This window comes from Pseudomonas sp. 5Ae-yellow (assembly GCF_014077575.1).
In the GTDB taxonomy this organism is placed as follows: domain Bacteria; phylum Pseudomonadota; class Gammaproteobacteria; order Pseudomonadales; family Pseudomonadaceae; genus Halopseudomonas; species Halopseudomonas neustonica.
In genome coordinates, this window is the sequence record NZ_JACGWE010000021.1 from 35,627 (window position 1) to 60,779 (window position 25,153).

The following is a 25,153-nucleotide window of genomic DNA, read 5'->3' on the forward strand; positions in this document are numbered from 1 at the left end:
ATGCCATTCAACAGCGTACTGATCGCCAACCGCGGCGAAATCGCCATCCGCCTTGCCCGCGCACTGGCAGAGATGAATATCACCAGCGTCGCGGTCTACGCCGAAGACGATGCCGAATCGCTACATGTACGCCGTGCCGACTCAGCCATCGCCCTCACGGGCCAGGGCGCCGCCGCCTATCTGGATATGGAGCAGTTAATCAGCGCTGCCAAGGCGCAGGGCTGTGATGGCATTCACCCAGGCTACGGTTTTCTCAGCGAAAACGCCGAGTTTGCCCGCCGTTGCCAGGCCGCGGGCATCACCTTTATCGGCCCGGCGCCTGAGGTACTCGAGACCTTCGGCGATAAGGCCAGCGCACGGCGACTGGCATTGCAGCAGGGTGTGCCACTGGTACAAGGCACCAACGAACCCACCTCACTGGAGCAAGCGCGCGAATTTATGCAATCACTCGGTGAGGGTGCTGCAGTGATGCTCAAGGCGCTGGCGGGTGGCGGCGGACGTGGCATGCGCGCGGTGCGTCATCTGGATGAACTGGACGAAGCCTTTGCCCGCTGCAGCTCGGAAGCCAAAAGCGCGTTTGGCAATGAGTCGCTCTATATCGAGCGCCTGATTACCCGTGCCCGGCATATCGAAGTACAGGTCATCGGCGACGGCGAAGAGGTTAGCCATCTCTGGGAGCGCGACTGCACCCTGCAAAGGCGCAATCAGAAACTGCTGGAAATCGCCCCCGCCCCATCGCTCGACGCCGGTGTCCGCGAGCAACTGCTGCTTGCGGCCAGAACCCTTACCCAAGCCGTCGGCTACCGCGGTCTGTGCACTGTAGAGTTTCTACTGGATGAAGACGCGGGCGACTTTGTGTTTATGGAGGCCAACCCGCGTATTCAGGTAGAACACACGGTCACCGAAGCCGTCACCGGCATTGATCTGGCACAAACCCAAATTCGTCTTGCCGCGGGCGCCAGCCTTGCCGAACTGGGACTGCAGCAGGCGCAGATACCCGCCGCATCAGGCTTCGCCGTACAGCTACGGGTTAACCTGGAGAGCATGGGTGAGGACGGTAGCGCACGCCCCGCAGGTGGCACCTTGAGCGCCTACGAGCCGCCCAGCGGCCCCGGCGTACGTGTAGACGGCTATGGCTATAGCGGCTACACCACCAGCCCTCGCTTTGATTCGCTGATCGCCAAACTGATTGTGCAGGCCGATGACGACTACGCTGGCGTGCTGCGCCGCGCCTACCGCGCTCTCTGCGAATTCCGTCTGGAAGGGGTGAGCAGCAACCTGCAGTTTCTGCAAAACCTGCTGCAGCATGCAGCCGTCAAGGCCAACGATGTCAGTACCGGCTTCATCGAGGCGCATGCTTCGGAGCTGACCGCAAACCAATCCAGCGCGCACCCACATCGCTACTTCAGCGCCGGCAAGACGGCAGGCACCGAGCAGCAAGAGGCGATAGCCGCTCCCGCAGGAACCGAGCCGCTCAAATCCCCCGTGCAGGGTGTACTGGTCAGCCTGGATGTGGCCATTGGCGACGCCGTCGCCGCCGGCCAGCAGGTCGCGGTACTCGAAGCCATGAAGATGGAGTTTGTGGTCAAGGCTGAACAGAGCGGCATTGTTCGTGCGCTGGCGATCGAGCCCGGCGCGGGTCTATTTGAGGGCAGCGCCCTGCTCTACCTTGAGCCTGCCGAGGTGGCGGCTGACCAACAGCTGAGCGAAGAAGCCATTGATCTGGAGTACATTCGTGCGGATCTACACGAAGTACTGGAGCGACAGGCTGACCTGACCGACGAGCGCCGCCCCAAAGCAGTCGCCAAGCGCCGTAAGACCGGCCAGCGCACCGCGCGGGAGAACCTGGCGGATCTGCTCGACGACGGCAGCTTTATGGAATACGGCGGCTTTGCCCTGGCCGCGCAGCGCATGCGCCGCAGCCACGAAGAGCTGCTGGAGATGAGCCCGGCTGACGGCCTGATCACTGGCATTGGCACCATCAACGCCGCGCAATTTGGCGCTGAAGCCGCGCGCTGCATGGCCCTGTCCTACGACTACACGGTATTTGCCGGTACGCAGGGCGTCACCAACCACAAGAAAACCGACCGCATGCTGGAGCTGGCCGAGCAATGGCAGCTGCCGCTGGTGTTCTTCACCGAAGGCGGTGGCGGTCGCCCTGGCGATATCGACAAGGTCGGCGTGGCTGGCCTGGATTGCACCACCTTCATGCGCATGGCGCGCCTGTCCGGCATGGTGCCGACCGTGGGTGTGGTATCCGGCCGCTGCTTTGCCGGTAACGCCGCGCTACTGGGTTGCTGCGACGTGATCATTGCGACCGAAAACGCCACCATTGGCATGGCTGGTCCGGCGATGATTGAGGGTGGTGGCCTGGGCCGCTTTACTCCCGAGCAAGTCGGCCCGGTCAGCATGCAGAGCCCTAATGGCGTGATTGATGTGGTAGTGGCGGATGAAGCCGCCGCCACTCAGGTGGCCAAGCAATACCTCTCGTACTTTCAGGGCGACACACCTGACTGGCAGTGCGCCGACCAGCGCGAGCTACGCCACCTGATACCGGAAAACCGTCTGCGTGTGTATGACATCCGCCAAGTCATCGACAAGCTGGCCGACGCCGGCTCGGTACTGGAATTACGCCGACAGTTCGCGCCGGGGCTAATTACCGCGCTGATCCGTATCGAAGGCAAACCCTTCGGCCTGATTGCTAATAACCCCATGCATCTGGGTGGCGCTATCGATGCGGTGGCCGGTGACAAGGCGGCGCGCTTCATGCAGCTGTGTCAGGCGCATGGGCTGCCCATGGTATCGCTGTGCGACACCCCCGGTTTCATGGTCGGTCCAGACGCCGAGCAGCAGGCGACTGTGCGACATGTCTCGCGCATGTTCGTCACCGCTGCCAGTCTGAGTATCCCGTTCTTCACTGTGGTTTTGCGCAAGGGCTACGGGCTGGGCGCACAGGCGATGGCCGCCGGCAGCTTCCACGCGCCGCTGTTTACCATCGGCTGGCCAAGCAGCGAGTTCGGCGCCATGGGACTCGAAGGTGCGGTGCGGCTGGGTTATGCCAAGGAACTGGCAGCGCTGGAAGATCCCGAAGAACAGCAGGCGTTTTTCGACAAGATGGTGGCTGAGCTATACGCCCGCGGCAAGGGCATCAGCATGGCCAGCTTCCTGGAAATAGACGCCGTGATTGATCCACTGGAAACGCGTGACTGGCTGCTGCGCGGCCTCAACGCCGCGCCTGCTGAATCACGCCGCAAAGGCACTCGGCCGTTCGTGGATACCTGGTAATCCGGCTTAGTTCATCGTCAGCTGCAGCCGCTGAGCCTGTTCCAGCTCCAGCGGCTGATGGCTGACAATCACCAGCATGCCGCTCGCCTGGCGCCGCAACAGCGCGGCCAATACCTGCTCGCGGGTAGCGGCATCCAGGCCAGCAAAGGGCTCATCCAGCAACAACAACGGGCGCTGCGCCAGCAGCAGTCGCGCCAGCGCAATGCGCCGCGCCTGTCCGCCGGAGACTTGCGCGCCATACTCGCCCAACGTGGTGTTCAACTGCGCCGGCCGAGCACGCGCCCAATCCGCCAAGGCGACATCCTCTAGTACTTCCCAGAGTTCGTCGTCTGTGGCCACGGGCCGTCCCAAACGCAGGTTTTCTGCCAACGTCATATCGAATATGTCCAGCTGTTGCGGCAGGTATCCGATGACGGAGCGCCACTGCCAGTGCTCGTATGCCTTGCCGTTCAACAAGCGCTCGCCACTATAGGCCAGCGGTTCGCCGGCCAGCACCTCCAGCAGGGTAGACTTGCCACAACCGGAGGGGCCGCTCAGCAATAGTACGTCGCCCGCCTTCAGCTGCAGATCAACCTGGTGCGGACCGCTCAGCGCTCCTTCGTGCCGTGCGCTCAAACCACTCAGACTCAATCTGCGCAATTCAGTCAGTGCTGCCGCGCCCTGCTCTGTCTGTCTAGCCGGCTCGCTGGTCAATTGGTTAAGCCGGTCGCGTGCGGCCTGGCTCAACCCCAATGCAATAAAACTCTGCGCCAGCGGCAACAGCACCTCCGTCAAGCCCAACAGCCCCAGCACCGCCGCCAACAACAAAGGCAAACTAAGCTCGCCAGCCTGCACCAGCAAGCCGCCTTGCCAGAGCATACCCAGCAGACTCAAGGACAAGCCAAGCTGTTGCCCCGCAGCAATCAGGCTGCCCCATTGCTGCTGTCGCAGGCGCTGCGCGCTGAAGCGCTGATCTTCACCAGCAAACACCGCCTGACGTGCCGACCAACGCTGCCAAAGCAGCAGCGGGGTCAGCATCTGCAGATTATCCAGCAACAGAATGCGCCGCTGCTCGGCGAGCCCGACGTCGGCCCGTGCCAGTCGAGCAGCGTGCCGCCCCGCCAGCAAGGGCAACAGCAACCAGGCCAGCAGCACACCCGGCAGCGCAGTCAACGCCAGCAAAGGCGCCAATAGATAACAGCCACCCAGCAACACCGCGGTTAACAGCGACGCCCAAAACCAGGGCGCGACCACCCGCAGGGGAAAGAAGTCGAGCAGATCAATATCCGCTACCAGACGATGCATAGCGCTGCTGGAGCGGGTCACTGAGCTGTGACCGCGTCCCGCGACACGGGCGAACAGGCTGATGCGCAAATCCTTTAGCAAGCCGAGTGCTGCGTGGTGCGATGCCAGCCGCTCGGCGTAGCGTCCACCAGTGCGCACAATGGCGCAAAGACGAATCAGTGCCGCCGGCCGAAAATAGTCAAAGCCGTAAGCCGCTGTAGTGGTCAAACCCGCCAGTGCCGCCGCGCTGATAAACCAGCCGGATATTGCCAGCAACGAGATGGCAGCAAACAGGGTGCAGCCCCCCAGAAACAGCGCCAGATTCCACTCACCCATACGACTACGCAACAAGCCGCGCAGCCGTATCGAGTTCAGTTTCCGATTCATGCTGTCACCTGCGTTACGCTGGGCGCATCCAGACTGACGACCCGGTCCACCCACTCCAGGCCACCGAGTTCATGACTGACCAACAGCACAGTGCGCCCCTGACTGAGGCGCTCCAGCAACGCGTTGATATGCGCAGCTGTTTGCGGATCAAGGTGGGCTGTAGGTTCGTCCAGCAGCCAGACCGGTGTGTCACGCAGCAACAGCTGCGCCAGTGCCAATCGGCTCAGCTGACCACCCGACAAACCCAGCCCACGCTCACCCATGGGCGTTTGTAGCTGCAAGGGTAGCTGGCGGATAAGCGGCCAAAGGGCGACCTGATCCAGTACCGCGACCAATTGCGCGTCGCTGGCTTCGGGGGCCGCCAGACGCAGATTGTCTGCCAGATTGCCGTGCAGGAGTTGTGGCTGCTGTGACAGGAAGCCGAGCTGTTGATGCCAATCTGCGCGCCGCAGTGTCAGCAGCGACTGCTGATTGATGCGAATCTCACCGCCGTAGGGTAGAAAACCGAGCACGGCCTGCAGCAGGCTGGACTTGCCACTGCCGCTGGCGCCCTGCAGCACTACTCGCTCACCCGCAGCCAGCTGCAAGTTGAAAGGTGCCAGGCGCTGGGCTATGTCGAGCTGGTGAAACGCCAATGACGGCGCCGCACTCAACTGCAACGGCTGCTGCCCCGGATGCTGCCAAACCTGCAGCTCTAGCAGCGGCATTAGCTCGGTCAGTGCGGCCTCGGCTTCGGCCTTGGCGTGATAGTCCGAGCCCAACTGACGCAACGGGTTATAAAACTCGGGCGCCAACAGCAGAATGAACAAGGCGCCCTGGTAAGGCACCGGAATACTGCCCTTGGCCCAGGGCAGTATGCCCAGCAGACCTAGGCCCAGGTAAAGCGCCACCAGCGCGATAGCCAACGCAGAGAAGAACTCCAGTACCGCACCAGACAAAAAGGCCATACGCAGCACGCCCATGGTGCCGGCACGGTAGTGCTCGGCCGCCTGGGCAACCTCAGCCTCGGCTTGCGGTACCGCCTGCAGATGCTGAAGCGTCTTCAAACCACGCAACAAATCCATAAAGCGGCCACTCATACGCGCCAGGGCAACAAACTGCTTCTGGCTGGCAGCGGCGGCCGCCTTACCCAACAAAACCATAAAAAGCGGCACCAGCGGTGCCGTAACCAGCATCAGGATGCCAGCCAGTGGGCTGTAATAGAAAATGCAGAGCAGCAGCGTAAGCGGCACCAACACCACCAGATAGCGCTGCACGTGATAGCGGCTGATATAACCATCCAGCGCATCAACCTGCTCCAGCAGGCGGCTGCCCAACACAGCATCGGCGCCCAGCGCCTGCCTTCCTGGCCCCAGCGCCGCCAACTGTGCCAACAACTGTTCACGCAGTCCGCTACGCGCTCGCAGGCTGGCCTGCTGACAGAGCCGTTCGCGGCCATACTGCAACAGCGGGCGCAGCAGCAGACACAGCAGCAACCAGGGCAGAAGATCGCGCAACAGACTGACGTTCAGCGCGGCGGCGCCTAGCTGCTGCCACGCCACTAGCCAATCGGAGAACAATAGCGCCAGCAACCAGCTTTGCCACACCAGTAGCAAGGCCGAGAGATATCCCAGCATCAGCGCAGCGTTCAGCAGTGGCTTGTGCGGCGCCAGCACCTGACGCAGCCAGTGCTGTACGCCGCCGCGAGAGGCCTCAGTCGGTCTGATCTTCTTCACCCACGTAGCCGTTGAGTTCCAACCACATCGCGTTGACGATGGCGAAAGACGAAGCCAGCAGCACACCCAGAATCCAAGCGAAATACCACATTGCGTTCTCCTTAATACATGCTGTGAGTGTTGTCGCGAATTTGCTGTTCATTCAGGCGGCCGCGCATCACGAAATAACCCCAGGCGGTGTAGGCCAGAATCAGCGGTACAAACACACAGGCCACCACAAACATGATCGATAACGTGGTTTCACTGGCGGTAGCATCCCACATGGTCAAACTGTGATTAGGCATCAAGGATGACGGCATAACGAAGGGGAACATGCTGATGCCAGTGGTAACCAGCACCATCGCCATCGCCAAAGCCGAGCTGACAAAGGCCGACACGTGCCAGGTCAAGCGACTGAACAGCGAGCACAATACGAAGCCGATAACACCCAGCGCCGGCACCAGCCACAGCAGCGGTTGCTTGCCATAATTGTTGAACCAGGCACCCGATACCACTTCCACTACCTTGTCAGTCGTATGGTTGGCACCGTTGGTGTCAATCACACTGACCACTTGGTAACCGTCGACCCCCAGCCACAGCCAGACACCGCCGAGCACAAAGAGTACGGCACAGGTCAGCGACAGCAGACTGGCGATGCGCTCGCTGCGCGCCTTGATTTGCCCTTCGCTCTTGAGTTGCAGATAGGCTGCACCGTGATTGACGAACATCAGCAGGCTCAGTACGCCGGCCAGCAACGCAAAGGGATTGAGCAAGCCCAGCAGATTGCCGGTGTAGTCCAGTCGCAACAGGTTATCGAACTGGAAGGGCACGCCCTGCAACAGGTTGCCAAAGGCGACACCGAAGATCAGCGCTGGCACAGCAGAGCCCAGCGTCAATAGCCAGTCCCAGCGGCTGCGCCACTGCTCATTGTCGATCTTGGAGCGATACTCCAGCGCCAGCGGGCGCAGGAAGAGTGCAAATAGCGTCAGCATCATGGCCAGATAGAAGCCACTGAACGAAGCGGCGTAGACTGTCGGCCAGGCGGCGAACAGCGCGCCGCCTGCCGTCACCAGCCAGACCTGGTTGCCATCCCAGTGTGGGGCTATGGTGTTAATCATGACACGGCGCTCGTCGTTGTTCTTGCCCACGACCTTGAGCAGTGCTGCCACGCCCATATCAAACCCGTCGGTGACCGAAAAGCCAATCAGTAGCACACCAATCAGCAACCACCAGATAAACCGCAGCGCTTCATAATCCATGATCAAGCCTCCTGTACATGGGTGGTTTCAAGGTCATAGCGACCGGTATGCAGGCTGGACGGGCCCTTGCGTGCATATTTGGTCATCAGCCATACCTCGATAATCACGAAGATGGTGTACAGCACAGCGATGGAAATCAGCGTGAACCACACTTCGCTAACCGACAGACTCGACACCGCCAAATGGGTTGGCAGAATTTCACCAATGGCCCAGGGCTGGCGGCCGTATTCGGCAACAAACCAGCCGGTCTCACAGGCAATCCAAGGCAGCGGCAGACTGAATATGGCGAACTTGAGCAGCCACTTGGGTTTATCCGGAGTGCGCCGCGCGCTATGCCAGAAGGCGCAAGCGAACAGCAACAACATCAGCATGCCGCAGCCCACCATCACACGGAAGCTCCAGAACAGCGGCCAGACCTTGGGCACGGTCGCCTCTACTGCCGCCGCGATTTCTTCCGGGCTGGCGTTAAGCACATCGTCGGTATAACCACTGAGCAGCAGACCAAACCCGAGGTCATCGCGCACCGCGTTAAAGGCCTCCAGCGTGGTCGCAGATTTGTCGCCGGCACGAATACGCTGCATCAAATCGTAAGCTTGCTGCCCACGCACGATTCGCTTCAGGTTGTTCTCTTTGATCTCACGCAGGCCGGGCACCTGCTCGTCCAGCGAGCGAGTCGCAATCAAGCCCAGTACCGCAGGAATCTTGACGGCATAATCGGTGTGCTGCGTTTCCTCGTTGGGCAAGCCAAACAGGGTAAAGGCAGCAGGCGCTTCCTGGGTTTCCCACTCCGCCTCGATTGCGGCCAGCTTCACTTGCTGCACCTCACCGACCTCGTAGCCCGACTCGTCACCCAAGACGATGACCGACAATACGCCGGCCAGACCAAACGCGGATGCAATGGCAAAACTGCGACGGGCAAACGGCAGATCACGCCCCTTGAGCAGATACCAGCTGGAAATGGCCAGCATGAAAATGGCGCCGGTGACATAGCCAGCCGAAACGGTATGTACAAACTTGACCTGCGCGACCGGATTCAACAGCACTTCCGCGAAGCTGGTCATTTCCATGCGCATGGTTTCAATATTGAACTCGGAGCCAATCGGGTATTGCATCCAGCCGTTGGCGATCAGGATCCATAGCGCCGACAGGTTGGTGGCAATCGCCATTAACCAGGTCACCGCCAGATGCTTGACCTTACTCATGCGCTCCCAGCCAAAGAAGAACAGACCAAAAAGCGTGGACTCAAGAAAGAAAGCCATCAAGGCTTCGATCGCCAGAGGCGCGCCAAAGATGTCGCCGACATAATGCGAGTAGTAGGCCCAGTTCGTACCAAACTGGAACTCCATCGCCAAGCCGGTGGTTACGCCAAGAGCAAAGTTGATACCGAACAACTTGCCCCAGAACTGGGTCATATCGCGGTATATCTGTTTGCCGGTCATCACATACACCGACTCCATAATGGCCAGCAAAAAAGCCATCCCCAGCGTCAGCGGTACGAACAGAAAGTGAATCATGGCAGTCAGGGCAAACTGCATTCTGGAAAGATCAACAATGTCCATCTGCATGCTCCGTAGCAGTGCGGAAATTCAGGAAGGGCCGTCAGAGCAGGTTGGTACTCCGGCAAGCCCCCGGCACAAAGCCGTCTCAGGGCAAACGTGGAGCCTTGACTGTTTTGTCAGCCGCGGGCTGGGCGCGAGTGCGCAAGCCTTTGCACATTGAGTGCCGGATCACAGTACAGCGCGCTCGCAGCTGGCTAATTGACATGCATCAACAATAGCTACTAAGCCGCTGCGACGGGGGGTCGCAGTGGCTTAGTAGCAGGCATTAAAGATCAAGAGAAAAAGACAAGAGACGAACTAGCCGCCGAGCAGCACTACGCGGTCAGACCGGGGCAGCAGTGCAGCGTCATGCCCCAGAAACAAGGCAGTGCGACCCGCCAGCCAAGGCTCCAGGCGCGCACTGACGCGGTCTCGGGTAGCGGCGTCGAGACCACTGAATGGCTCGTCGAGAATAACCATCGGCGCGTCCTTGAGCAGCACGCGCGCCAACGCCAGGCGACGCCCCTCACCACCGGACAACTGTTTACCCGACTCACCCACCCAGGTATTCATACCGGCTGGCATTGCATCGACCAGATCCGCTAGATCTACCAGCTCCAGCACTGCCCAAAGCTGCTCTTTGGTGGCTGCCGGGTTACCCAGCAGCAGGTTGGCACTGATGCTGTCGTGCAGCAGTTCAGTCTGCTGCGTCAGATAACCAACCCTGGCTCGCCACTGCTCCAGCGAAAGCGCCTGCAGCGATACCCCGCCTGGGTCAGCAGCGCCCGCACTGACCATGCCGGAGTCCGGATCGATCAAACGTGATGCCAGTGCTGCCAGCGTGGACTTGCCAGCACCCGAGGGCCCGATCAACGCTAGGCGCTCGCCGCAGTGCAACACCAGATCAAAATCCTGCAGACCGGCGTGCCGAACGCCTACGTCCCGCCAATGCAGTGTTAGCTCGGAAGGCACGGACGCAGGATCAAGCGGCTCGACCAGACGACTGCTCATAGCTACCTGCTGATTCAAGCGCGCCGCAGCAGCGCGCGTAGCGCCGCCCTGAGCGAAGGCCGACGGCAGGCCGGCAAAGCCCTCGCTCAGGGCCATCAGCGCCAGCGGGATCATCACCATCACCGGCCCGGATAACACACCAGCGGCATAAGCCTGGATCGTGCCGAACAGGCACACAGCTACCGTGCTCATTACTCCCAGTGTTGCCAGTGCTTGCCCGCAGGCAACACGCCCCTGCAGCACGAGCTGTTCGCTCAGCATCTGCTGGCTGGCTGCCAGCAAGTGCTGTCGATGTCGCTCAATGGCGCCCGCCGCCGCCAGCTCTGCCTGCCCCTGCAGTTGCTCTACCGCCAGCACGCGTAACGCGTCCAACTGCTCCACCCGTCGCGCGCTGTAGTGCAAACCCAAACGCGCCATACCCAGGGTCAGCGCAAGCAACAAGGACAGCAGCATTGCCCCGGCAATGAGTGCCAGCGACACATGGAAGACTGCGATCAAGCCGCAGACCAGCACAATGCCGAGCAGCGCCACCAAAGGCGGCGCCAGCAAGCGCAGGTACAGCGTATCCAGCGTATCGATATCTGCCGTCAGACGGTTTAACCACTGCGCAGCGCGCAGGCGACTGAGGGTCGCGCCATCAAGCAGCGTCAGCGCAGCAAAATGCCGACCGCGCAAATCTGCCAGCAGGCTGAGTACCGTGTTGTGGTTGTAAACGCGCTCTGAGTAGCGCGCCACTGTGCGGGTCAGCGCGAAGAAGCGTATACCGCTACCCGGCATGTAGATATCAAACATCACCTTCTGCCCTGCCGCCCACAACAGTGCAGTCACCCCGGTTGCGGTAATAAACCAGCCAGATAACGCCAGCAACCCTATCGCGCTAAAGAGCGTCAGCGCCATCAGCAAGGCGCCCAGCAACAGCCGCATACGCCGCTGCATCATCAAGGCCAGCCAGGGCTTCAACTCAGACATCTGCCAGGCGCCCCTTTTCCAAGTGGTAGCGTCGACTGGCCAGCGCCATCAAGCTCGGGTGATGCGTAGCGATGACCAGCGTTCTGCCAGACGCCGCCAGCGCCCTTAGCGCTACAATGACCGCGCCCTCACTATGCTCATCCAAACTGGCCGTAGGCTCGTCCAACAGCACCAGCGGAGCATCAGACAGCCACACCCGTGCCAATGCCAAGCGTTGCGCCTGCCCGCCCGAAAGGCCTCGCCCGCCTTCGCCCAGCAGCGTGTCCAGTCCCTGTGGTTGCGCGGCCAACAGAGCGCTCAAGCCGACCGCCTCAATCGCCTGCAACAGCACAGAGGTATCCGCTTGCGGTGCAGTCAGACGCAGATTCTCGGCCCAACTTCCCTTGATCAAAAAGGGTTGCTGGCCTAACCACGCCAGCGGCTGCTGACCGGGCGACTGCCCAAACAGACTGATAGCACCTGTCGTCGGCGTGACGAAGCCGGCAAGACAATGCAGCAGGCTCGACTTGCCTGACCCGGAAGGACCAACCAACGCGACCACTTCAGCACGGCGGATATCCAGTGAAACCTGGTCCAACGCCCGATCTCGGCCCGGATAGTCTAGCGACAGACCGCTAATCTGCACCAGGCTATCATCGGAACCGGACACGACCATTTGCGGACGCGCCACACTGGCGGCTTCTACCTGTAATGCAGCCATGCCATCGGCTGCGCCAAGCGCGGCCGCGCGATCGTGATAGGACTGCGCCAGACTGCGCAGTGGCTGGAAGAACTCGGGCGCAAGTAGCAGGATCAGCAAGCCGGAGAACAGCGTCAACTGCCCCGCTGGCCCGTAATCTATATAACCGAGCAAACCGAAGCCGATGTACATCGCCACTACTGCAATCGCCACCGAGGCAAAAAACTCCAGCACGGCAGAAGACAGAAATGCCACACGCAAGGTGCGCATGGTTACCGAACGATAACGCTCGGCCGCGTCCCGAATCGAAGCTGTGGCCGCCCCGGTCTGACCAAACAGCTGCAGACTGGTAAGACTACGTACTCGATCAAGAAAATGCCCGGCCAGCCGCCCAGCCTCCAGCACGTGCTGCTGACTGATCTTTTCCGCACTCATGCCAATAAGCGCCATAAACAGAGGGATCAGCGGTGCCGCCAGCAACAGAAACAGCGCCGCGAGCCAGTCAAGCCAGAACACCAGCAGCAGGATCAATAAAGGAGACAGCAGTGCGAGCCACTGCTGCGGAAGATAACGCGCGTAATAACCATCAAGGGCTTCGACCTGCTCGACCCATTGATTGGTCAGCATCGCACTGGAGCGATCGGCCAAACGCACCGGACCAAGTAACGACCAATCTGCAGCCAACTGCTCACGTACCTGCTGTCGCACCCTGGCACTGGCATGTTGGCCGCAGCGCTCCTGAGCGGCCTGAGCAAACGCGCGTAGTATTATCGCCAGCAGCAAACCGCCTGCCGGCCAGAACAAAGAAGTAAAAGGGAGCCCAACAATCAGGAGTGCATGCACCAGCCAGGCGATCAAACCCATCTGTACAATGATGGCGAGGGTCTGCAGCACCCCCGCCAGCACCGCTGCACGCAGCAAGCCCCTGACAGCCAGCCCCTGCTGCCGCAGCCAGCTGCGACTGCGGCGACCAGACTCAGTGATAGCCTTCACCCACGCGCACCTTGCCGCGGAAGATCCAGTAGGTCCAGGCCGTGTAGGCGAGGATGATCGGAATTACAAACAGCATCCCAAGTAACAGGAACAGCTGTGATCCCGGCGCCGAGGCGGCATCCCACAAGGTGAAATTGGGCGGAATAACGTAAGGCCAGCGGGTCCACAGCAAGGCAAAATAGGTAGAGAAAAACATCGCCATGGTGGCCAAAAACGGTACCACTTCCTTGCGTTTACGCAGCCCACTCCATATCTGATAGGCAAAGAACAGCGCCAGCAGCGGGAATATCCAGATCCAGCGCACCATAGAGAACCAGCGCTCATAGGCACTTGGGTCCACCGACGGCGTCCAGATACTGATAATGCCAAACACACCTAACACTGCAGCCAACAACCAGGGCGCAACCCGGTAGGCCCACTGCTGGATATAACCTTCGGTTTTCATGATCAGCCAGGTGCTACCCAGCAACGCGTAGCCTGCCATAAGGCCTACACCGGTCATCACGGTAAAAGGCGTAAGCCAGTCAAAGGCGCCACCAGCGTAAACCAACCCTTCGGTTTTATACCCCTGAATATAGGAGCCAACCACCACGCCCTGGGCAAAAGCAGCCAGATAGGAGCCGCCGGCAAAGGCCCAGTTCCACAGATAGCGTGAGGTTTTCGCCTTGAAGCGAAACTCGAACGCCACACCACGGAAGATCAGACCCGCGAGCATCAAAAAGACGCCAATGTACAAAGCCGGTAGCAGGATCGAGTAAACCAGCGGAAACGCCCCGAGCAGGCCAGCGCCACCCAGCACCAGCCAGGTTTCGTTGCCATCCCAGACGGGCGCTACCGAGTTCATCATCACGTCGCGGGCATCTTCATCCGGGGCAAACGGAAACAGCATCCCGACGCCCAGATCGAAGCCATCCATCAGCACATACATGATCACCGCGAAGGCAATAATCATCGCCCAGATCATCGACAGATCAAAGATTTGCGATTCCATGCTCAGGCCCCCTTGTGTTCGAATGTCACGTCACTACCCGACAGCGGACGTGAGGGCCGATGCACATCATCGTCCTCCTCGCCATGCAGAGCGTCGACTTCCAGACCGTCTTGCAATACGCGCATCAGGTAATACAGGCCTGCACTGAAGATCATCAAGTAAACCGTGATGTAGCCCAGCAGGGTAAACAGCGCCATACCACCCGTTAGTGAAGGCGTAACCCCCTCAGCGTGCGTCATCATTCCATACACCAACCATGGCGATCGGCCGGTTTCGGTGACGACCCAACCCGCCAGCACCGCAATGAAGGGCGTGATACTCATCAGCCGCAGGCCCTGCAAAAACCAGGGCGTCTGCCAGTAACGCTGCTTATAGCGCAGCAGCAAACCAACAAAAGCAGTGGCAATCATCAGCAGCCCCAAGCCGACCATCACGCGGAAACCCCAGAAAACCAGCGACACCTCGGGTTGCTCAGCCACAGGTACGTCCTTGAGCCCAGGTACCACACCATCAATGTCGTGGGTCAGGATCAGGCTCGCCAGCTTGGGTATACCAATCTCGATGAGATTGCTTTGGCTTTCCTTGTCTGGCCAGGCAAACAGCAGCAATGGCACGCCCGATGAGGTCTCCCAGTTGGCCTCCATCGCCGCAACCTTGGTCGGTTGATGCTCAAGGGTATTAAGACCATGGAAGTCGCCGACCACCGCCTGCGTAGGCGCAAGAATCAGAATCAGCCACAGGCACATGGATAGCGCTTTGCGGTTCACTTCAACCTCGCGGCCGCGCAGCAGATACCAGGCACTCACCCCCGACACCACAAAGGAGCCCGTCAGGAACGAGGCAAGCACCATGTGCGCCAAACGATAGGGGAAGGATGGATTGAAGATCGCCTCACTCCAGGAAGTCACGAAAAACACGCCATCGCGCAGCTCGACGCCGGCTGGCGTATGCATCCAGCTGTTGGCAGAGAGAATCCAGAAGGTCGAGATCATGGTGCCCAGCGCCACCATGCAAGCGGCAAACAAATGCAATCCTTTGGGTACCCGGTTACGACCAAACAGCAATACGCCGAGAAAGGCGGCTTCCAGGAAGAAGGCAGTAATTACTTCATAACTGAGCATCGGCCCGAGAAAGTTGGCCGCAGCGTAGGAGTAGTTACTCCAATTGGTACCGAACTGGAAGGACATGACGATACCCGACACCACGCCCATGCCGAATACCACCGCAAACACCTGCACCCAGAACTTGGACAAGCGCTCCCAAACCGGGTTACCGGTCTTGAATGAAAGCATTTCCAAGAAGGCGATGAAGGTCGCGAGACCAATACTGAACACCGGAAAGATGGCGTGAAAGGACACGACGAACGCAAACTGCATGCGTGACAACAGGAGAGGATCCAATTCCATGCGTACTGCTCCTTCTGGGAATTATGACGCCGGTTATCCGTTTAACAGAGTGTGGTAAGCGACAGGGACTCTGGCTGTGACTCCGCAACAGACTGGAATGTTCCAGATTGCAGTTTGCTTGACATAGATCAATAAAGGAACGGACCAATTGCCGCAGGCAAGCGCCTGATATGTATCAGACGCAATCAGGATCGGGAGCGATCACTTACCCAACAAAGCTGGCCAAAACATCTCTGACTCAAAGCATAGTCCATAACGAGACGGCGAGCGGTAATAACAGCGCGGTCGCCATCCCCATCAGACTCATCGATAAGGCCGCAAAGGCGCCAGCCTCCTCACCTTCTTCCAGTGCTCGCGAGGTACCTACCGCGTGAGCGGTCATCCCCATCGCCATACCCCAGGCGGCAGGATGATCGACCCCACAGATACGCAACAGCCAAGGGCCGAAGATCGCACCGAGCACGCCGGTAAACATCACAAAGACCGCTGCCAGCGCGGCAACGCCGCCAATTTGCTCCGCAACCAACATGGCAATGGGCGAGGTTACAGACTTGGGTGCCAAGGTCATCATGATCATGGGCTCAGCGCCCAGCAACCAGGCCAGCAAAATCGCCATCAGAGTAGCAAAGGCACCGCCCACCAGCAGACACACCACCACGGGCCAGAAGAAACTGCGAATCCGGCGCAGGTTGAGGTACAACGGTATAGCCAGAGCGACAGTCGCAGGCCCCAGAAGCACCAGCAACGGTGAGACAGCGTCCCGATAATGTGCGTAATCCTCGCCCGCCAGCCAAATCAGCAGCACCAGCACCGGCGTGGAAACCAGCACCGGGTGGAATACTGCCAGCTTGGTCCTTTCATACAATGCCAGCCCGAACTGGTAGGCCGCCAGCGTCATGCCGACCCAGAACAGAGGATGACTGAGAATGGCCGCCCAGGCCTCTTGCAGGCTACCCATCACGAATCATCCCTGCCCTGCTGCCGCAGGATCATGCGTTGCATCAACCAACCACAAAACGGCAAGCTGATCGCCAGCGAAATGGCCAGGGTGAGCAGGATTGCGGTCGCGTCCGCCGCGATCTCGGCGCCATAGGCCATGATCCCGACGGCTGGCGGTACCAGAATCAGAGGCAGATATTTCAACAAGCCGCCGGCCGCCAGGCTAATAGACTCACTCACCTCTCCGCGCAGGCAAAGATAAGCCACCATCAGTACCATACCGATGATAGGCCCCGGCAAAATAGGCAACAGCAGGACATTGAGTCCTGTCCCCAGCAGCTGAAAAAAGATCAGCCAGGTCATTCCGCGTAACAGCATGGTCGGGTCCTTCAAGCCAAAGTGCTAGCAAGGTTAACCAGTCAAGCGCGGGGTGCCTAGCCCTGCCTTCGTAGTAATTGGTAAACGGCAGGATGCCCAACCAGAGCAGCAGCACCCAAAAGACAAAAATGGTCAGACCAATATTAAAGAACCCCGCACCAAATCATCAATGCGGGGTTCCTCAGGTTTTACCAAGGCACCAGCATAGCTGGCCTGGCGCCGGGACTCGAGCCTATGCTGTATTTTGCTCAATAACCTCGCAGCAGGGCGAAACGGTTGGCGTGATAGCGAAAGTCACCAAACAGGGCTTGCACGCAACGCGCGCGCTTCATGAACAAGCCGATATCAAACTCATCGGTCATCCCCATGCCGCCGTGCATTTGCACCGCCTCGTTAGTCGCCAGCTCAGCCACTTCGGATGCCTTGGCTTTGGCCAGACTCACCAGCATGGAGGCATCTTCATCGCCTTCATCCAGCGCCATCAGCGCTTTCAGTACAACCGATTTGACCAGCTCCAGCTCGCTGAACAAATGCGCGCAACGGTGCTGCAGCCCCTGGAAAGAACTAAGCGTTACCCCAAACTGCTTACGTTCCTGCAGGTAGGCCACAGTGCGCTCAAAGGCTTCCAACGAGAGGCCCAGCAACTCGGCGGCCAACTGCCCATTGACCACATCCAGTGTCAACTCCAGCGCGTCGAAACCTTTACCAGCCTCGCCGAGCAGATCGCTCGCTGCGACCGCTACATCGGTAAAGGTAACCAGCGCCGCATTGCGACTGTCAGCCATGCTGACACGCTCGACTTTAACGCCGGCAGCCGTGCGATCGACCAGCAACAGGCTGATGCCGTCGCGCTCGCTATCGGCACCACTACTGCGCGCGGAGACGATCAGTTTGTCGGCAACATGGCCATCGATCACAAATTGCTTGCGACCATTGAGGACAAAACCATCGCCCTTGGACTCCAACCGGGTACTGACCTGCGAGGGGTTGTGCCGAGGCGTCTCATCCACAGCCAGCGAGAGTAACAACTCACCGGCAGCCACCTTGGGTAGCAGCGCGTGCTGTTGATCGTTGGAGCCCGCCAACAGCAACGCAGCAACCCCGCCCACAGCAGTCGAAAGTAAGGGCGAAGCGCTGAGATTGCGACCCGCCTGCTCAGACACCTGACCCATACCGACGTAGCCAAACTGCGAGCCGCCCAACGCCTCGGGAATAAGCGTGCCGACAAAGCCCATCTCAACCATACCCTGCCACAACTCACGGGAGAAACCGGTTGCGTCCTCATTATCGCGCAAGGCGCGCAACTGACTGACCGGCGCACTTTCATACATAAAGCGCTTGGCCGCATCCTTGAGCATTTGTTGTTCTTCGTTCAATACCAATGCTGACATGACGTAATCCTCTAACCGGTTACTGGAGCCCAAGAATGTTGCGGGAGATGACGTTAAGCTGAACCTCGCTCGTGCCACCCTCAATCGAGTTGCCCTTGGAGCGCAGCCAGTTACGCGCAATCGCACCCTCGCGGTGTGCCTCTCCTTCCCAGACGAGTCCGTCGCTACCATGCAGCGCCACCAGGAGCTCCTGCCGACGCTTGTTCAGCTCAGTGCCGTAGTACTTGAGCATCGCCGATGCGGCACCTACGCCCTGCCCCGCCTTGGCTTCATCAACCACTCGTTCGGCGGTCAACTCAAAGGCTTTGGCATCCAGATCCCAATGCGCGATTTCACCGCGCAGCATATCGTCCGCCAGCTTGCCGCCATCCAGGCCAATACACTCCACCGCAATCTGCGCCAGTGTCTTCTGTCCTGAGGCCGTGCGGCCCATCCCGCCGATCATCTCGCGCTCATGGGTCAGCAGGTATTTAGCGATCGTCCAACCTGCGTTGATCTCACCCACCACCTGACTCTTTTCAACTCGCACGTTGTCCAGGAAGGTCTCGCAGAAAGGAGAGCTACCGGAGATCAACTTGATGGGTTTGGTGCTGACGCCTGGTGTGGTCATATCAAACAGCACCAGGCTGATGCCCAGTTGCTTCTTGGCATCCGGGTTGGTACGCACCAGACAGAACATCCAATCAGCCTTATCAGCGTAGGAAGTCCAGACCTTCTGGCCATTAACAATAAAATGATCACCCTCATCAACCGCACGGCTCTGCAGGCCGGCAAGATCGGAGCCGGCGCCCGGCTCGCTGTAACCCTGACACCAACGAATCTCGCCGCGAACGATTGGCGGTAAATGCTGACGCTTAAGCTCCTCAGAGCCAAACTTGAGAATGGCCGGGCCAATCATCCACACCCCAAAGCTCGACAGCGCAGGACGCGCGCTGATCCGCGCCAGCTCCTCGCGCAGCACCTTGTGCTCTTCCTGCGAAAGACCGCCACCGCCATACTCGGTCGGCCAGTCTGGCGCGGTCCAGCCCTTGGCAGCCATGCGCTCCAACCAGAGCTTCTGGTCTTCACTGGCAAACGTGAAGTTGCGACCACCCCAGCACTGGTCACTTTCCTTGGTCATCGGCTTACGCATACTCAGTGGGCAGTTTTCATCCAGCCAGGCACGGGTTTGCTGGCGGAAGGCATCAAGATCGGCCACAGGTACTCTCCTTAATGTTGGATAGGAACAGAACACAGTAATCAACAAAGATACTCTTAGCAGCGCTCTGGGTGAGCCGCCTTTGGTCGGCGGAATGGGTAACCATTAGCTGCACTGATGACAGCGCTGAGGCAAAACCGTCAACCGACACTGCGCTGTTGACGGTATCGGCGCGGGGGCATGCCCTTCCATCGCTTGAACGCATGTATGAAGTTGGATAACTCACCATAGCCCAGTCGCTGGGCTATGGCTTCCAAGGGCATTCCTTCAACGGCCAGCAGTTCTTCGGCCAGCGCCTGCCGACTTTCATCCAGCAACTGACGGAAGCTGACTTGCTCTGCCGCCAGCCGTCGCCGCAAGGTGCGCTCGCCAATGTTCAGACGTGCAGCTAATTGCGGCATATCCAGCACCCGTCCGGGCCGGCTGAGCAGAAGCTCACGGACTTGCGCTGCCAAGCCGCCACGCGACCGGTAGCTCTGCAGCAGTTGTCGGCACTGCGCCTCACACAGCTGCGCCGTTGCCGCGTTAGCACCCGCTAATGGCAAGTCGAGCAGTCGCTGGTCGAGTTCAATCCGGTTATGCGGTCGAGCGAAACGCGGCTCACAGCCCAGCGCCTCACAATAAAGCACTCGCTCTTGCGCTTCAGGTATCGGCAAACACAGCTCTACCGCAGCAAAGGGCGATTCCTGCCCGGTGAGCTCGCGCTGAATCAAGGCAATGGCGGCGCAATCACGCAATAGCACAAAGTCGTGTAACGCCTTTGGCAGCACTTGAGCATCAAGCTGCAGAAAAGCGCGATCAGCCTCGACATGCAACTCTATCCGGCTGAAGGCAAAAGTGAGGTCAAGATAGCGCAGCCCCAGATCCAGCGCCTCGCGAAGGCTGCCGCTGCTGAGCAAGGCGTATCCCCAAATTCCGTAGTGCGACAAACGATAACGCTGCCCGGCAGCGAGGCCCAACGCTGGCTGATCTGATAAACCCTCCAGCAGGTTCGCGATGAGCTGTAACTCCTGACTGGCATTTGCTTCCTGCTGAGGATTGGCCAACGCTAAAACACTCAACCCAGTGCCTTGCAGACACTGATCCAGCGATAGGCCATTATCGGTGCCGAACTGAGCCAAAAGTTGCACGCTGGTAATACGGCTATGCGCTGGCCAAGAAAGTGTTTGCATGCTGGGAGCCTGTCCGAAATTCACAGTTTTATGACCGACTATGCCATAAACGCAACGCCATACAAGCGCTAAGATGGGCGGCAGCAACAGGAGAAAACAATGCATAAGAAAAATCACTCCAACACCGTACTCAGCGCCATCATTATTGGCAGCGGCTTCGGCGGCATTGGTATGGCGATACAGCTGGACCAGGCAGGCATCAGCGACTTTCTGATCATCGAAAAAGCCAACGACGTTGGCGGCACATGGCGCGATAACGACTACCCCGGCTCCGGCTGCGACGTGCCATCGCACCTCTACTCCTATTCGTTCGAGCCTCGCACCGACTGGCCCCACAAGTACGCACGCCAGCCGGATATTCACGCTTATATAAAACACTGCGTCAGCAAATACGGCCTGCGCTCAAGGCTGCGCCTGGGTTGCGAGATACAAAGTGCCCGCTTCGATGAGGGCCAAGGGCTCTGGTGCCTGACCAGTATCGACGGCGAAGAATTGCGCTGCCGCGCCCTGATCACTGCTTGCGGCCAACTTAACAGGCCAGTGATGCCCGAGCTCGACGGGCTTGAAGACTTTGCCGGGCCCGCCTTCCATTCCGCGCGCTGGCAGCATGACGTAGATCTAAGCGGCAAACGCATAGCGGTCATCGGAACGGGGGCATCCGCGATTCAATTTGTGCCGCAAATAGTGCCATTGGTCGCCAGCATGTCACTGTTTCAGCGCAGCGCGCCCTATGTCCTGCCCAAAGACGATCGACAATATGACGATAAGAAGCGCGCTCGCCTCTCACGCTTTGCCTGGCTGCATCAGCTCGACCGCGTCTGGCAGTACTGCACCCACGAAGTCCGTGCTCTGGCGTTTGTCTACTTCCCGGCACTGGCGAAACGGGAGGAAAAATCGGCCCTCAAGCACATGCACAAGCACATCAAAGACCCGCACAAACGGTCGGCACTTACGCCTGATTACCCCATGGGCTGCAAACGCGTACTCATCAGTAATAACTACTACCCCGCTATGGCGGATGACAAGGTGACGCTGGTAACCGAGGTCATTGAGAGAGTCGTGGCGGATGGCGTGCAGACCCGCGATGGCCAAACTTACCCGGCCGACGTATTGATCTACGGGACCGGTTTTGCCGCCACCGAGTTTCTCTCACCGATGCAGATTACCGGCCTGCACGGACAGGATCTGAACCAAACCTGGCAAAGCGGCGCCGAGGCCTACAAAGGTATCTGCATCAGCGGCTTTCCCAACCTGTTCATGCTTTACGGCCCCAACACCAACCTCGGGCATAACTCGATCATCTATATGCTAGAGAGCCAGTTCCGCTACATATCCCAGTGCCTGCAAACGCTAAAACGCCGTCGGCTGCGCTATATCAACGTCAGAACTGAAGCACAGTCGAGCTACAATCAGCGCATTCAGCATGCCGCCAAGCGCACCGTTTGGGCACAAGGTTGCAGCAGCTGGTATCTCACCGCCGAGGGCAAGCAAACGGTGAACTGGCCCGGTTTCACCTTTGCCTATCGCCACCTCACCCGCAAACCAAGGCTGAGCGACTATGACTGCGTACGTTGATCAGGAATTCACACCAGAAGAACAGCCGCGCTTGCGCGCCTTTCTGCGCGCCGTGCTACGACTTTTCTTTCGCGGTTTGATTCGCCCACCCGTGCCGCTTGCGATGCAGCGCCTGGTGCTATCGGCCTTGACCTGCATTATGCCACTGGCACGTGGCGTGAGCCGGCGTCGCGGCCTCATCGCCGAACGTCCATGCGAATGGCATCGCCCGGCCGAAGGTAGCGATGGGCGCGTAATGCTGTATCTGCATGGCGGTGCCTTCATACTGGGATCACCCGCGACTCACCGAAGCCTGTGTTCTGCTTTGCTCAGCCGCGGAAAATGGGATCTTTGTGCACTGGATTACCGGCTGGCACCGACCTATCCCAACCCGGCCGCACGCGATGATTGCGTCGCTGCCTATCAGGCCTTGCTGACCCGAGGCTATCGCCCCGAGCACATCACGATCGCCGGTGATTCCGCCGGCGGTAATCTGGTACTGGTCACCGCCCAGCGGCTGCAGCAACTGGGCCTACCCATGCCCGAGTCATTGGTGTGCTTCTCACCCGTTACCGACTTTACCGGTGAGCAGGTGCACACACCCGCTGCCGGCGACCCACTGATCCATCCAGCCTGGATGGATCTCGCCCGTGATGCCTACTGCCAACCTGGACAAGACAGAGCCGACCCTGCCGTCTCCCCTTTGTACGGCAAGCTCAGAGGGCTACCAAGGCTATTGTTGCAAGTAGGCGAAGACGAGCTGCTGTTAAATGACAGCCTGCGTTTGGCTGAAGCAGCACGTGCCGAAGGCGTGCAAGTGCGACTGGAGCGCTACAAGGGACTCTGGCATGTATTTCAGGCGCATACCGGACTGCTAACAGCATCCGACCAGGCGCTGGATCGCGTGGTGGATTTTGTGCGTGTAGACAAAGCCAGTACAAACAAACCCATAGCGGCAACCGCACCAATAGAGAGGGATTAACGCTCATTCTGACCCGGCGCTTTATAGCGCCAGCCGGTCTCCTTCACCAACTTTCGAAGGGGATTTCGTGGGTATCGAGGTAGTGCTGGGCGTGCTCGCTTGGCGGGCGGTAATACTCACCTCCCGAGGTGCCGCCATAAGGGCCTTTAGGCTCGACGACTCCTTGAAAGCGCCCTATCTCTATTGAATCCAGACAGCCCCCGTTAAGCCAAGCTTTCGCAACGCCGCCTGGAGCCAGGCCAATCGACACGATATTCCGGTATTGAGTGACATGAGCATCCCTCCAAGCGCAATAAACCTCGCGCGGCTCTAACATCTCCCTACGAACCTCCTCAGGGATATCTAGGCGTACGTTATAGGTTTGTGGCTCGACTAAAGACTGCCAACGCACAAAAAGATGCCGAGGCAAATCAATTCCTGTCATGGGCCGAGTTGCTCCAACCCCTGGGCGACTTGGCCAACCAGCAGGGTTTCCTTTATTTCCCGGTGGATTTTGAATAGAAGATGTCCCGCCATGCACGCGCTCATAGGCAAAGCCGCGTTGATCCACTACATCCACGCTTTCTACCCACACCTCCATGTAGTTCGGAGCGAAGAGCCCAATCTCCCAAGTTCGGTAAGGTAGCTCAGCGTCAGACGGGCGCTGCGACTTACTCGCGCCAACGCACGCGGTCAGAGCCATCAGCAGTGTCAGCGCAATCAGTGTTTTACCCATGGCAGACAGCCTCTTCATTGCTGATCCTCATAAATTGCTCGCTGGTTATCAGTGCGCGGCTTGTTCGGAAAAAAACCCCACCGGGCATTCCAGTTGGCAGAAGCATGTATATAGCGGCCATGTAAATAGTGCCTTTCGCTATCGCTCAAAACTGCGTTTTGGCCAGCCATTGCAGCCGAAATGACTTTGGAAGCAATTGGCTGCAGATCACTAGGGATAGAGAAACGCCTATCGTGCTCGTTGAGATTGTCGAACGGCACACCTCCATCAACGGCTTTGGCGTGCATTATGCGCAGCGAGACCCTCGATAGCTCGCCCCGCACTAGTCGATCCATACTTAACATCAGCAAGACATCCCCCTCGGAGCCTTGTCCTGTCGTTCTCTGGTTACTCGGCAACAGTTTAAGTTCTTGCTTAATGAAGCGCCCATTACCCGGCAGACCTTTAGCTCGAAACGCTGCCTCCGCAGCTTCACGTTGCTGCCACGCACTTGAGGCTTGTAGGCGCGCCCTATCTAGACCGGTTAATGAGTAGTAATTTCCGCGCACCAATTTCGGCCTACCGAGCAATACCCTCTCCCGCATGACACTAGGGTACCCGCCACCTAAATTGGAGTGCACGCCAGGCAAAACCAGTTCTTCGTGGTACTTCGAGTTAACCCGATTCAAGCTGAAGTTATGCCGATACTCGTCAGCGGCGGTAAGGTGCACTACTTGCTTGGCGCAAGCGCGGGCAAGCTGCAGATTAACGCCAGGGTTTTTGGCATCACCAACACTCAAATGCCCGTGCACAGGATCAGCAATCGCAGCGACGGTATCGAATATGCCAATAAAGTTGATGTTCACATGGCTAGACCAAGAGAAATCTGGAGCGACAGCCGGAAGCGCACGCCCGAGATAGCCTGACATAACGCCACCATCAGCCCGCAACACTTCATTCGCAAAGTGTCTGGCAGCCGCGGCACCGCGACTAAAACCAAAAACATCAAATTCAAGGCGCTCAATCAAAATATTCGCGTTCTTGGCCAACAGCTGGTCAAGTCTATCCGTCAGCAGCGCAGGGCTTTGCTTAACCCTCTCCAAAACACCCGTTTCACCTTGCCCAAACGCATAGCCAGCAAGGGAGTCATCCCCGCCACTCAAGGTGCCAATTCCGTCGATGTAAACTTTAATACTTACCTTTTGAGCATCAGGATTTATCTGCATATCCGCCTGATCCATATACAATGTAGTGGTCTACTAATCCCGGACACCGAAATGGGTGGTAAATTTACCGCCATAGCTGAGGTGTTCCATGACAAGACAACGTCGTACGTTTTCAACTGAGTTCAAGCACGATGCCGCGTTGCT

At 58.9% G+C, this 25,153-nt stretch carries 19 protein-coding genes; 3 read left to right on the top strand and 16 right to left on the bottom strand.

The features are described 5' to 3' along the window. The gene (locus tag H4J77_RS13170; protein ID WP_182248766.1) at positions 1-3,285 is read left to right on the top strand and encodes a carboxyl transferase domain-containing protein; all 3,285 of its coding nucleotides are present in this window, start codon (positions 1-3) and stop codon (positions 3,283-3,285) included. Positions 3,286-3,291: 6 nt separating this feature from the next. Here the strand turns inward: H4J77_RS13170 and H4J77_RS13175 are convergent, their stop codons facing one another. From H4J77_RS13175 to H4J77_RS13240, 14 genes are all read right to left on the bottom strand, one after another. Further along, on the bottom strand, positions 3,292-4,935 hold the full coding sequence (locus tag H4J77_RS13175; RefSeq protein ID WP_182248768.1) for an amino acid ABC transporter ATP-binding/permease protein: 1,644 nt from the start codon (positions 4,933-4,935) through the stop codon (positions 3,292-3,294). Beyond that, positions 4,932-6,650, bottom strand: a complete 1,719-nt coding sequence (gene cydD, locus H4J77_RS13180) for a thiol reductant ABC exporter subunit CydD (RefSeq protein WP_310734978.1) — start codon at positions 6,648-6,650, stop codon at positions 4,932-4,934. The genes H4J77_RS13175 and cydD (H4J77_RS13180) overlap by 4 nt, the downstream gene beginning before the upstream one ends. Next, a complete protein-coding gene (cydX, locus tag H4J77_RS13185; RefSeq protein ID WP_123890335.1) occupies positions 6,628-6,741 on the bottom strand; it encodes a cytochrome bd-I oxidase subunit CydX in 114 nt (37 codons plus the stop codon). The genes cydD (H4J77_RS13180) and cydX overlap by 23 nt, the downstream gene beginning before the upstream one ends. A 10-nt stretch (positions 6,742-6,751) precedes the next feature. Then, on the bottom strand, positions 6,752-7,891 hold the full coding sequence (gene cydB, locus H4J77_RS13190) for a cytochrome d ubiquinol oxidase subunit II (RefSeq protein ID WP_177412350.1): 1,140 nt from the start codon (positions 7,889-7,891) through the stop codon (positions 6,752-6,754). Next, positions 7,891-9,447 (bottom strand): cytochrome ubiquinol oxidase subunit I, encoded by a 1,557-nt coding sequence (locus tag H4J77_RS13195; protein WP_182248770.1) that lies wholly within the window; start codon positions 9,445-9,447, stop codon positions 7,891-7,893. Before H4J77_RS13195 ends, cydB (H4J77_RS13190) begins: the two co-directional genes overlap by 1 nt. Before the next feature lie 297 nt (positions 9,448-9,744). Next, positions 9,745-11,406 carry a thiol reductant ABC exporter subunit CydC gene (gene cydC, locus H4J77_RS13200; protein ID WP_182248772.1) on the bottom strand — a complete coding sequence of 554 codons (1,662 nt, stop codon included), beginning with the start codon at positions 11,404-11,406 and terminating at the stop codon, positions 9,745-9,747. Next, a complete protein-coding gene (cydD, locus tag H4J77_RS13205) occupies positions 11,399-13,078 on the bottom strand; it encodes a thiol reductant ABC exporter subunit CydD (protein WP_182248774.1) in 1,680 nt (559 codons plus the stop codon). Before cydD (H4J77_RS13205) ends, cydC begins: the two co-directional genes overlap by 8 nt. Then, positions 13,062-14,069 (bottom strand): cytochrome d ubiquinol oxidase subunit II, encoded by a 1,008-nt coding sequence (gene cydB / locus H4J77_RS13210; protein WP_123890342.1) that lies wholly within the window; start codon positions 14,067-14,069, stop codon positions 13,062-13,064. The genes cydD (H4J77_RS13205) and cydB (H4J77_RS13210) overlap by 17 nt, the downstream gene beginning before the upstream one ends. Positions 14,070-14,071: 2 nt before the next feature. Then, entirely contained in the window at positions 14,072-15,475 is a 1,404-nt protein-coding gene (locus tag H4J77_RS13215; RefSeq protein ID WP_182248777.1) for a cytochrome ubiquinol oxidase subunit I, read from the bottom strand. Between the two features lie 238 nt (positions 15,476-15,713). After that, complete coding sequence (locus H4J77_RS13220) at positions 15,714-16,433, bottom strand: LrgB family protein (protein WP_123890346.1); 720 nt, start codon at positions 16,431-16,433, stop codon at positions 15,714-15,716. After that, positions 16,433-16,792 carry a CidA/LrgA family protein gene (locus H4J77_RS13225; protein ID WP_123890348.1) on the bottom strand — a complete coding sequence of 120 codons (360 nt, stop codon included), beginning with the start codon at positions 16,790-16,792 and terminating at the stop codon, positions 16,433-16,435. The genes H4J77_RS13220 and H4J77_RS13225 overlap by 1 nt, the downstream gene beginning before the upstream one ends. A 248-nt stretch (positions 16,793-17,040) precedes the next feature. Then, positions 17,041-18,183, bottom strand: a complete 1,143-nt coding sequence (locus tag H4J77_RS13230; RefSeq protein WP_182248779.1) for an acyl-CoA dehydrogenase family protein — start codon at positions 18,181-18,183, stop codon at positions 17,041-17,043. A gap of 19 nt (positions 18,184-18,202) precedes the next feature. Further along, positions 18,203-19,381, bottom strand: a complete 1,179-nt coding sequence (locus H4J77_RS13235) for an acyl-CoA dehydrogenase family protein (RefSeq protein WP_182248781.1) — start codon at positions 19,379-19,381, stop codon at positions 18,203-18,205. 140 nt (positions 19,382-19,521) lie between these two features. Then, positions 19,522-20,553, bottom strand: a complete 1,032-nt coding sequence (locus H4J77_RS13240) for an AraC family transcriptional regulator (protein WP_123890354.1) — start codon at positions 20,551-20,553, stop codon at positions 19,522-19,524. 99 nt (positions 20,554-20,652) lie between these two features. On the opposite strand from H4J77_RS13240, the gene H4J77_RS13245 reads away from it, so the two are divergent. Both H4J77_RS13245 and H4J77_RS13250 read left to right on the top strand, forming a co-directional pair. After that, complete coding sequence (locus H4J77_RS13245) at positions 20,653-22,128, top strand: NAD(P)/FAD-dependent oxidoreductase (protein WP_182248783.1); 1,476 nt, start codon at positions 20,653-20,655, stop codon at positions 22,126-22,128. Further along, complete coding sequence (locus tag H4J77_RS13250) at positions 22,112-23,089, top strand: alpha/beta hydrolase (protein WP_182248785.1); 978 nt, start codon at positions 22,112-22,114, stop codon at positions 23,087-23,089. The genes H4J77_RS13245 and H4J77_RS13250 overlap by 17 nt, the downstream gene beginning before the upstream one ends. A 43-nt stretch (positions 23,090-23,132) precedes the next feature. Here H4J77_RS13250 and H4J77_RS13255 read toward each other — a convergent pair whose 3' ends face one another. Together H4J77_RS13255 and H4J77_RS13260 are read right to left on the bottom strand one after the other, a co-directional pair. Continuing rightward, the gene (locus H4J77_RS13255; protein ID WP_182248787.1) at positions 23,133-23,804 is read right to left on the bottom strand and encodes a DUF2931 family protein; all 672 of its coding nucleotides are present in this window, start codon (positions 23,802-23,804) and stop codon (positions 23,133-23,135) included. 14 nt (positions 23,805-23,818) lie between these two features. Beyond that, complete coding sequence (locus H4J77_RS13260) at positions 23,819-25,009, bottom strand: phospholipase effector Tle1 domain-containing protein (protein WP_182248789.1); 1,191 nt, start codon at positions 25,007-25,009, stop codon at positions 23,819-23,821. Between the last annotated feature and the right edge of the window lie 144 nt (positions 25,010-25,153).

What these genes read in the sequence shown, in the direction of transcription:
- H4J77_RS13170 (WP_182248766.1), top strand. Translation starts at nt 1, where the DNA reads ATGCCATTCAACAGCGTACTGATCGCCAACCGCGGCGAAATCGCCATC.
- H4J77_RS13175 (WP_182248768.1), bottom strand. Translation starts at nt 4,935, where the DNA reads ATGAATCGGAAACTGAACTCGATACGGCTGCGCGGCTTGTTGCGTAGT.
- cydX (WP_123890335.1), bottom strand. Translation starts at nt 6,741, where the DNA reads ATGTGGTATTTCGCTTGGATTCTGGGTGTGCTGCTGGCTTCGTCTTTC.
- H4J77_RS13195 (WP_182248770.1), bottom strand. Translation starts at nt 9,447, where the DNA reads ATGGACATTGTTGATCTTTCCAGAATGCAGTTTGCCCTGACTGCCATG.
- cydC (WP_182248772.1), bottom strand. Translation starts at nt 11,406, where the DNA reads ATGTCTGAGTTGAAGCCCTGGCTGGCCTTGATGATGCAGCGGCGTATG.
- cydB (WP_123890342.1), bottom strand. Translation starts at nt 14,069, where the DNA reads ATGGAATCGCAAATCTTTGATCTGTCGATGATCTGGGCGATGATTATT.
- H4J77_RS13215 (WP_182248777.1), bottom strand. Translation starts at nt 15,475, where the DNA reads ATGGAATTGGATCCTCTCCTGTTGTCACGCATGCAGTTTGCGTTCGTC.
- H4J77_RS13220 (WP_123890346.1), bottom strand. Translation starts at nt 16,433, where the DNA reads ATGGGTAGCCTGCAAGAGGCCTGGGCGGCCATTCTCAGTCATCCTCTG.
- H4J77_RS13225 (WP_123890348.1), bottom strand. Translation starts at nt 16,792, where the DNA reads ATGCTGTTACGCGGAATGACCTGGCTGATCTTTTTTCAGCTGCTGGGG.
- H4J77_RS13230 (WP_182248779.1), bottom strand. Translation starts at nt 18,183, where the DNA reads ATGTCAGCATTGGTATTGAACGAAGAACAACAAATGCTCAAGGATGCG.
- H4J77_RS13240 (WP_123890354.1), bottom strand. Translation starts at nt 20,553, where the DNA reads ATGCAAACACTTTCTTGGCCAGCGCATAGCCGTATTACCAGCGTGCAA.
- H4J77_RS13245 (WP_182248783.1), top strand. Translation starts at nt 20,653, where the DNA reads ATGCATAAGAAAAATCACTCCAACACCGTACTCAGCGCCATCATTATT.
- H4J77_RS13250 (WP_182248785.1), top strand. Translation starts at nt 22,112, where the DNA reads ATGACTGCGTACGTTGATCAGGAATTCACACCAGAAGAACAGCCGCGC.
- H4J77_RS13255 (WP_182248787.1), bottom strand. Translation starts at nt 23,804, where the DNA reads ATGGGTAAAACACTGATTGCGCTGACACTGCTGATGGCTCTGACCGCG.
- H4J77_RS13260 (WP_182248789.1), bottom strand. Translation starts at nt 25,009, where the DNA reads ATGCAGATAAATCCTGATGCTCAAAAGGTAAGTATTAAAGTTTACATC.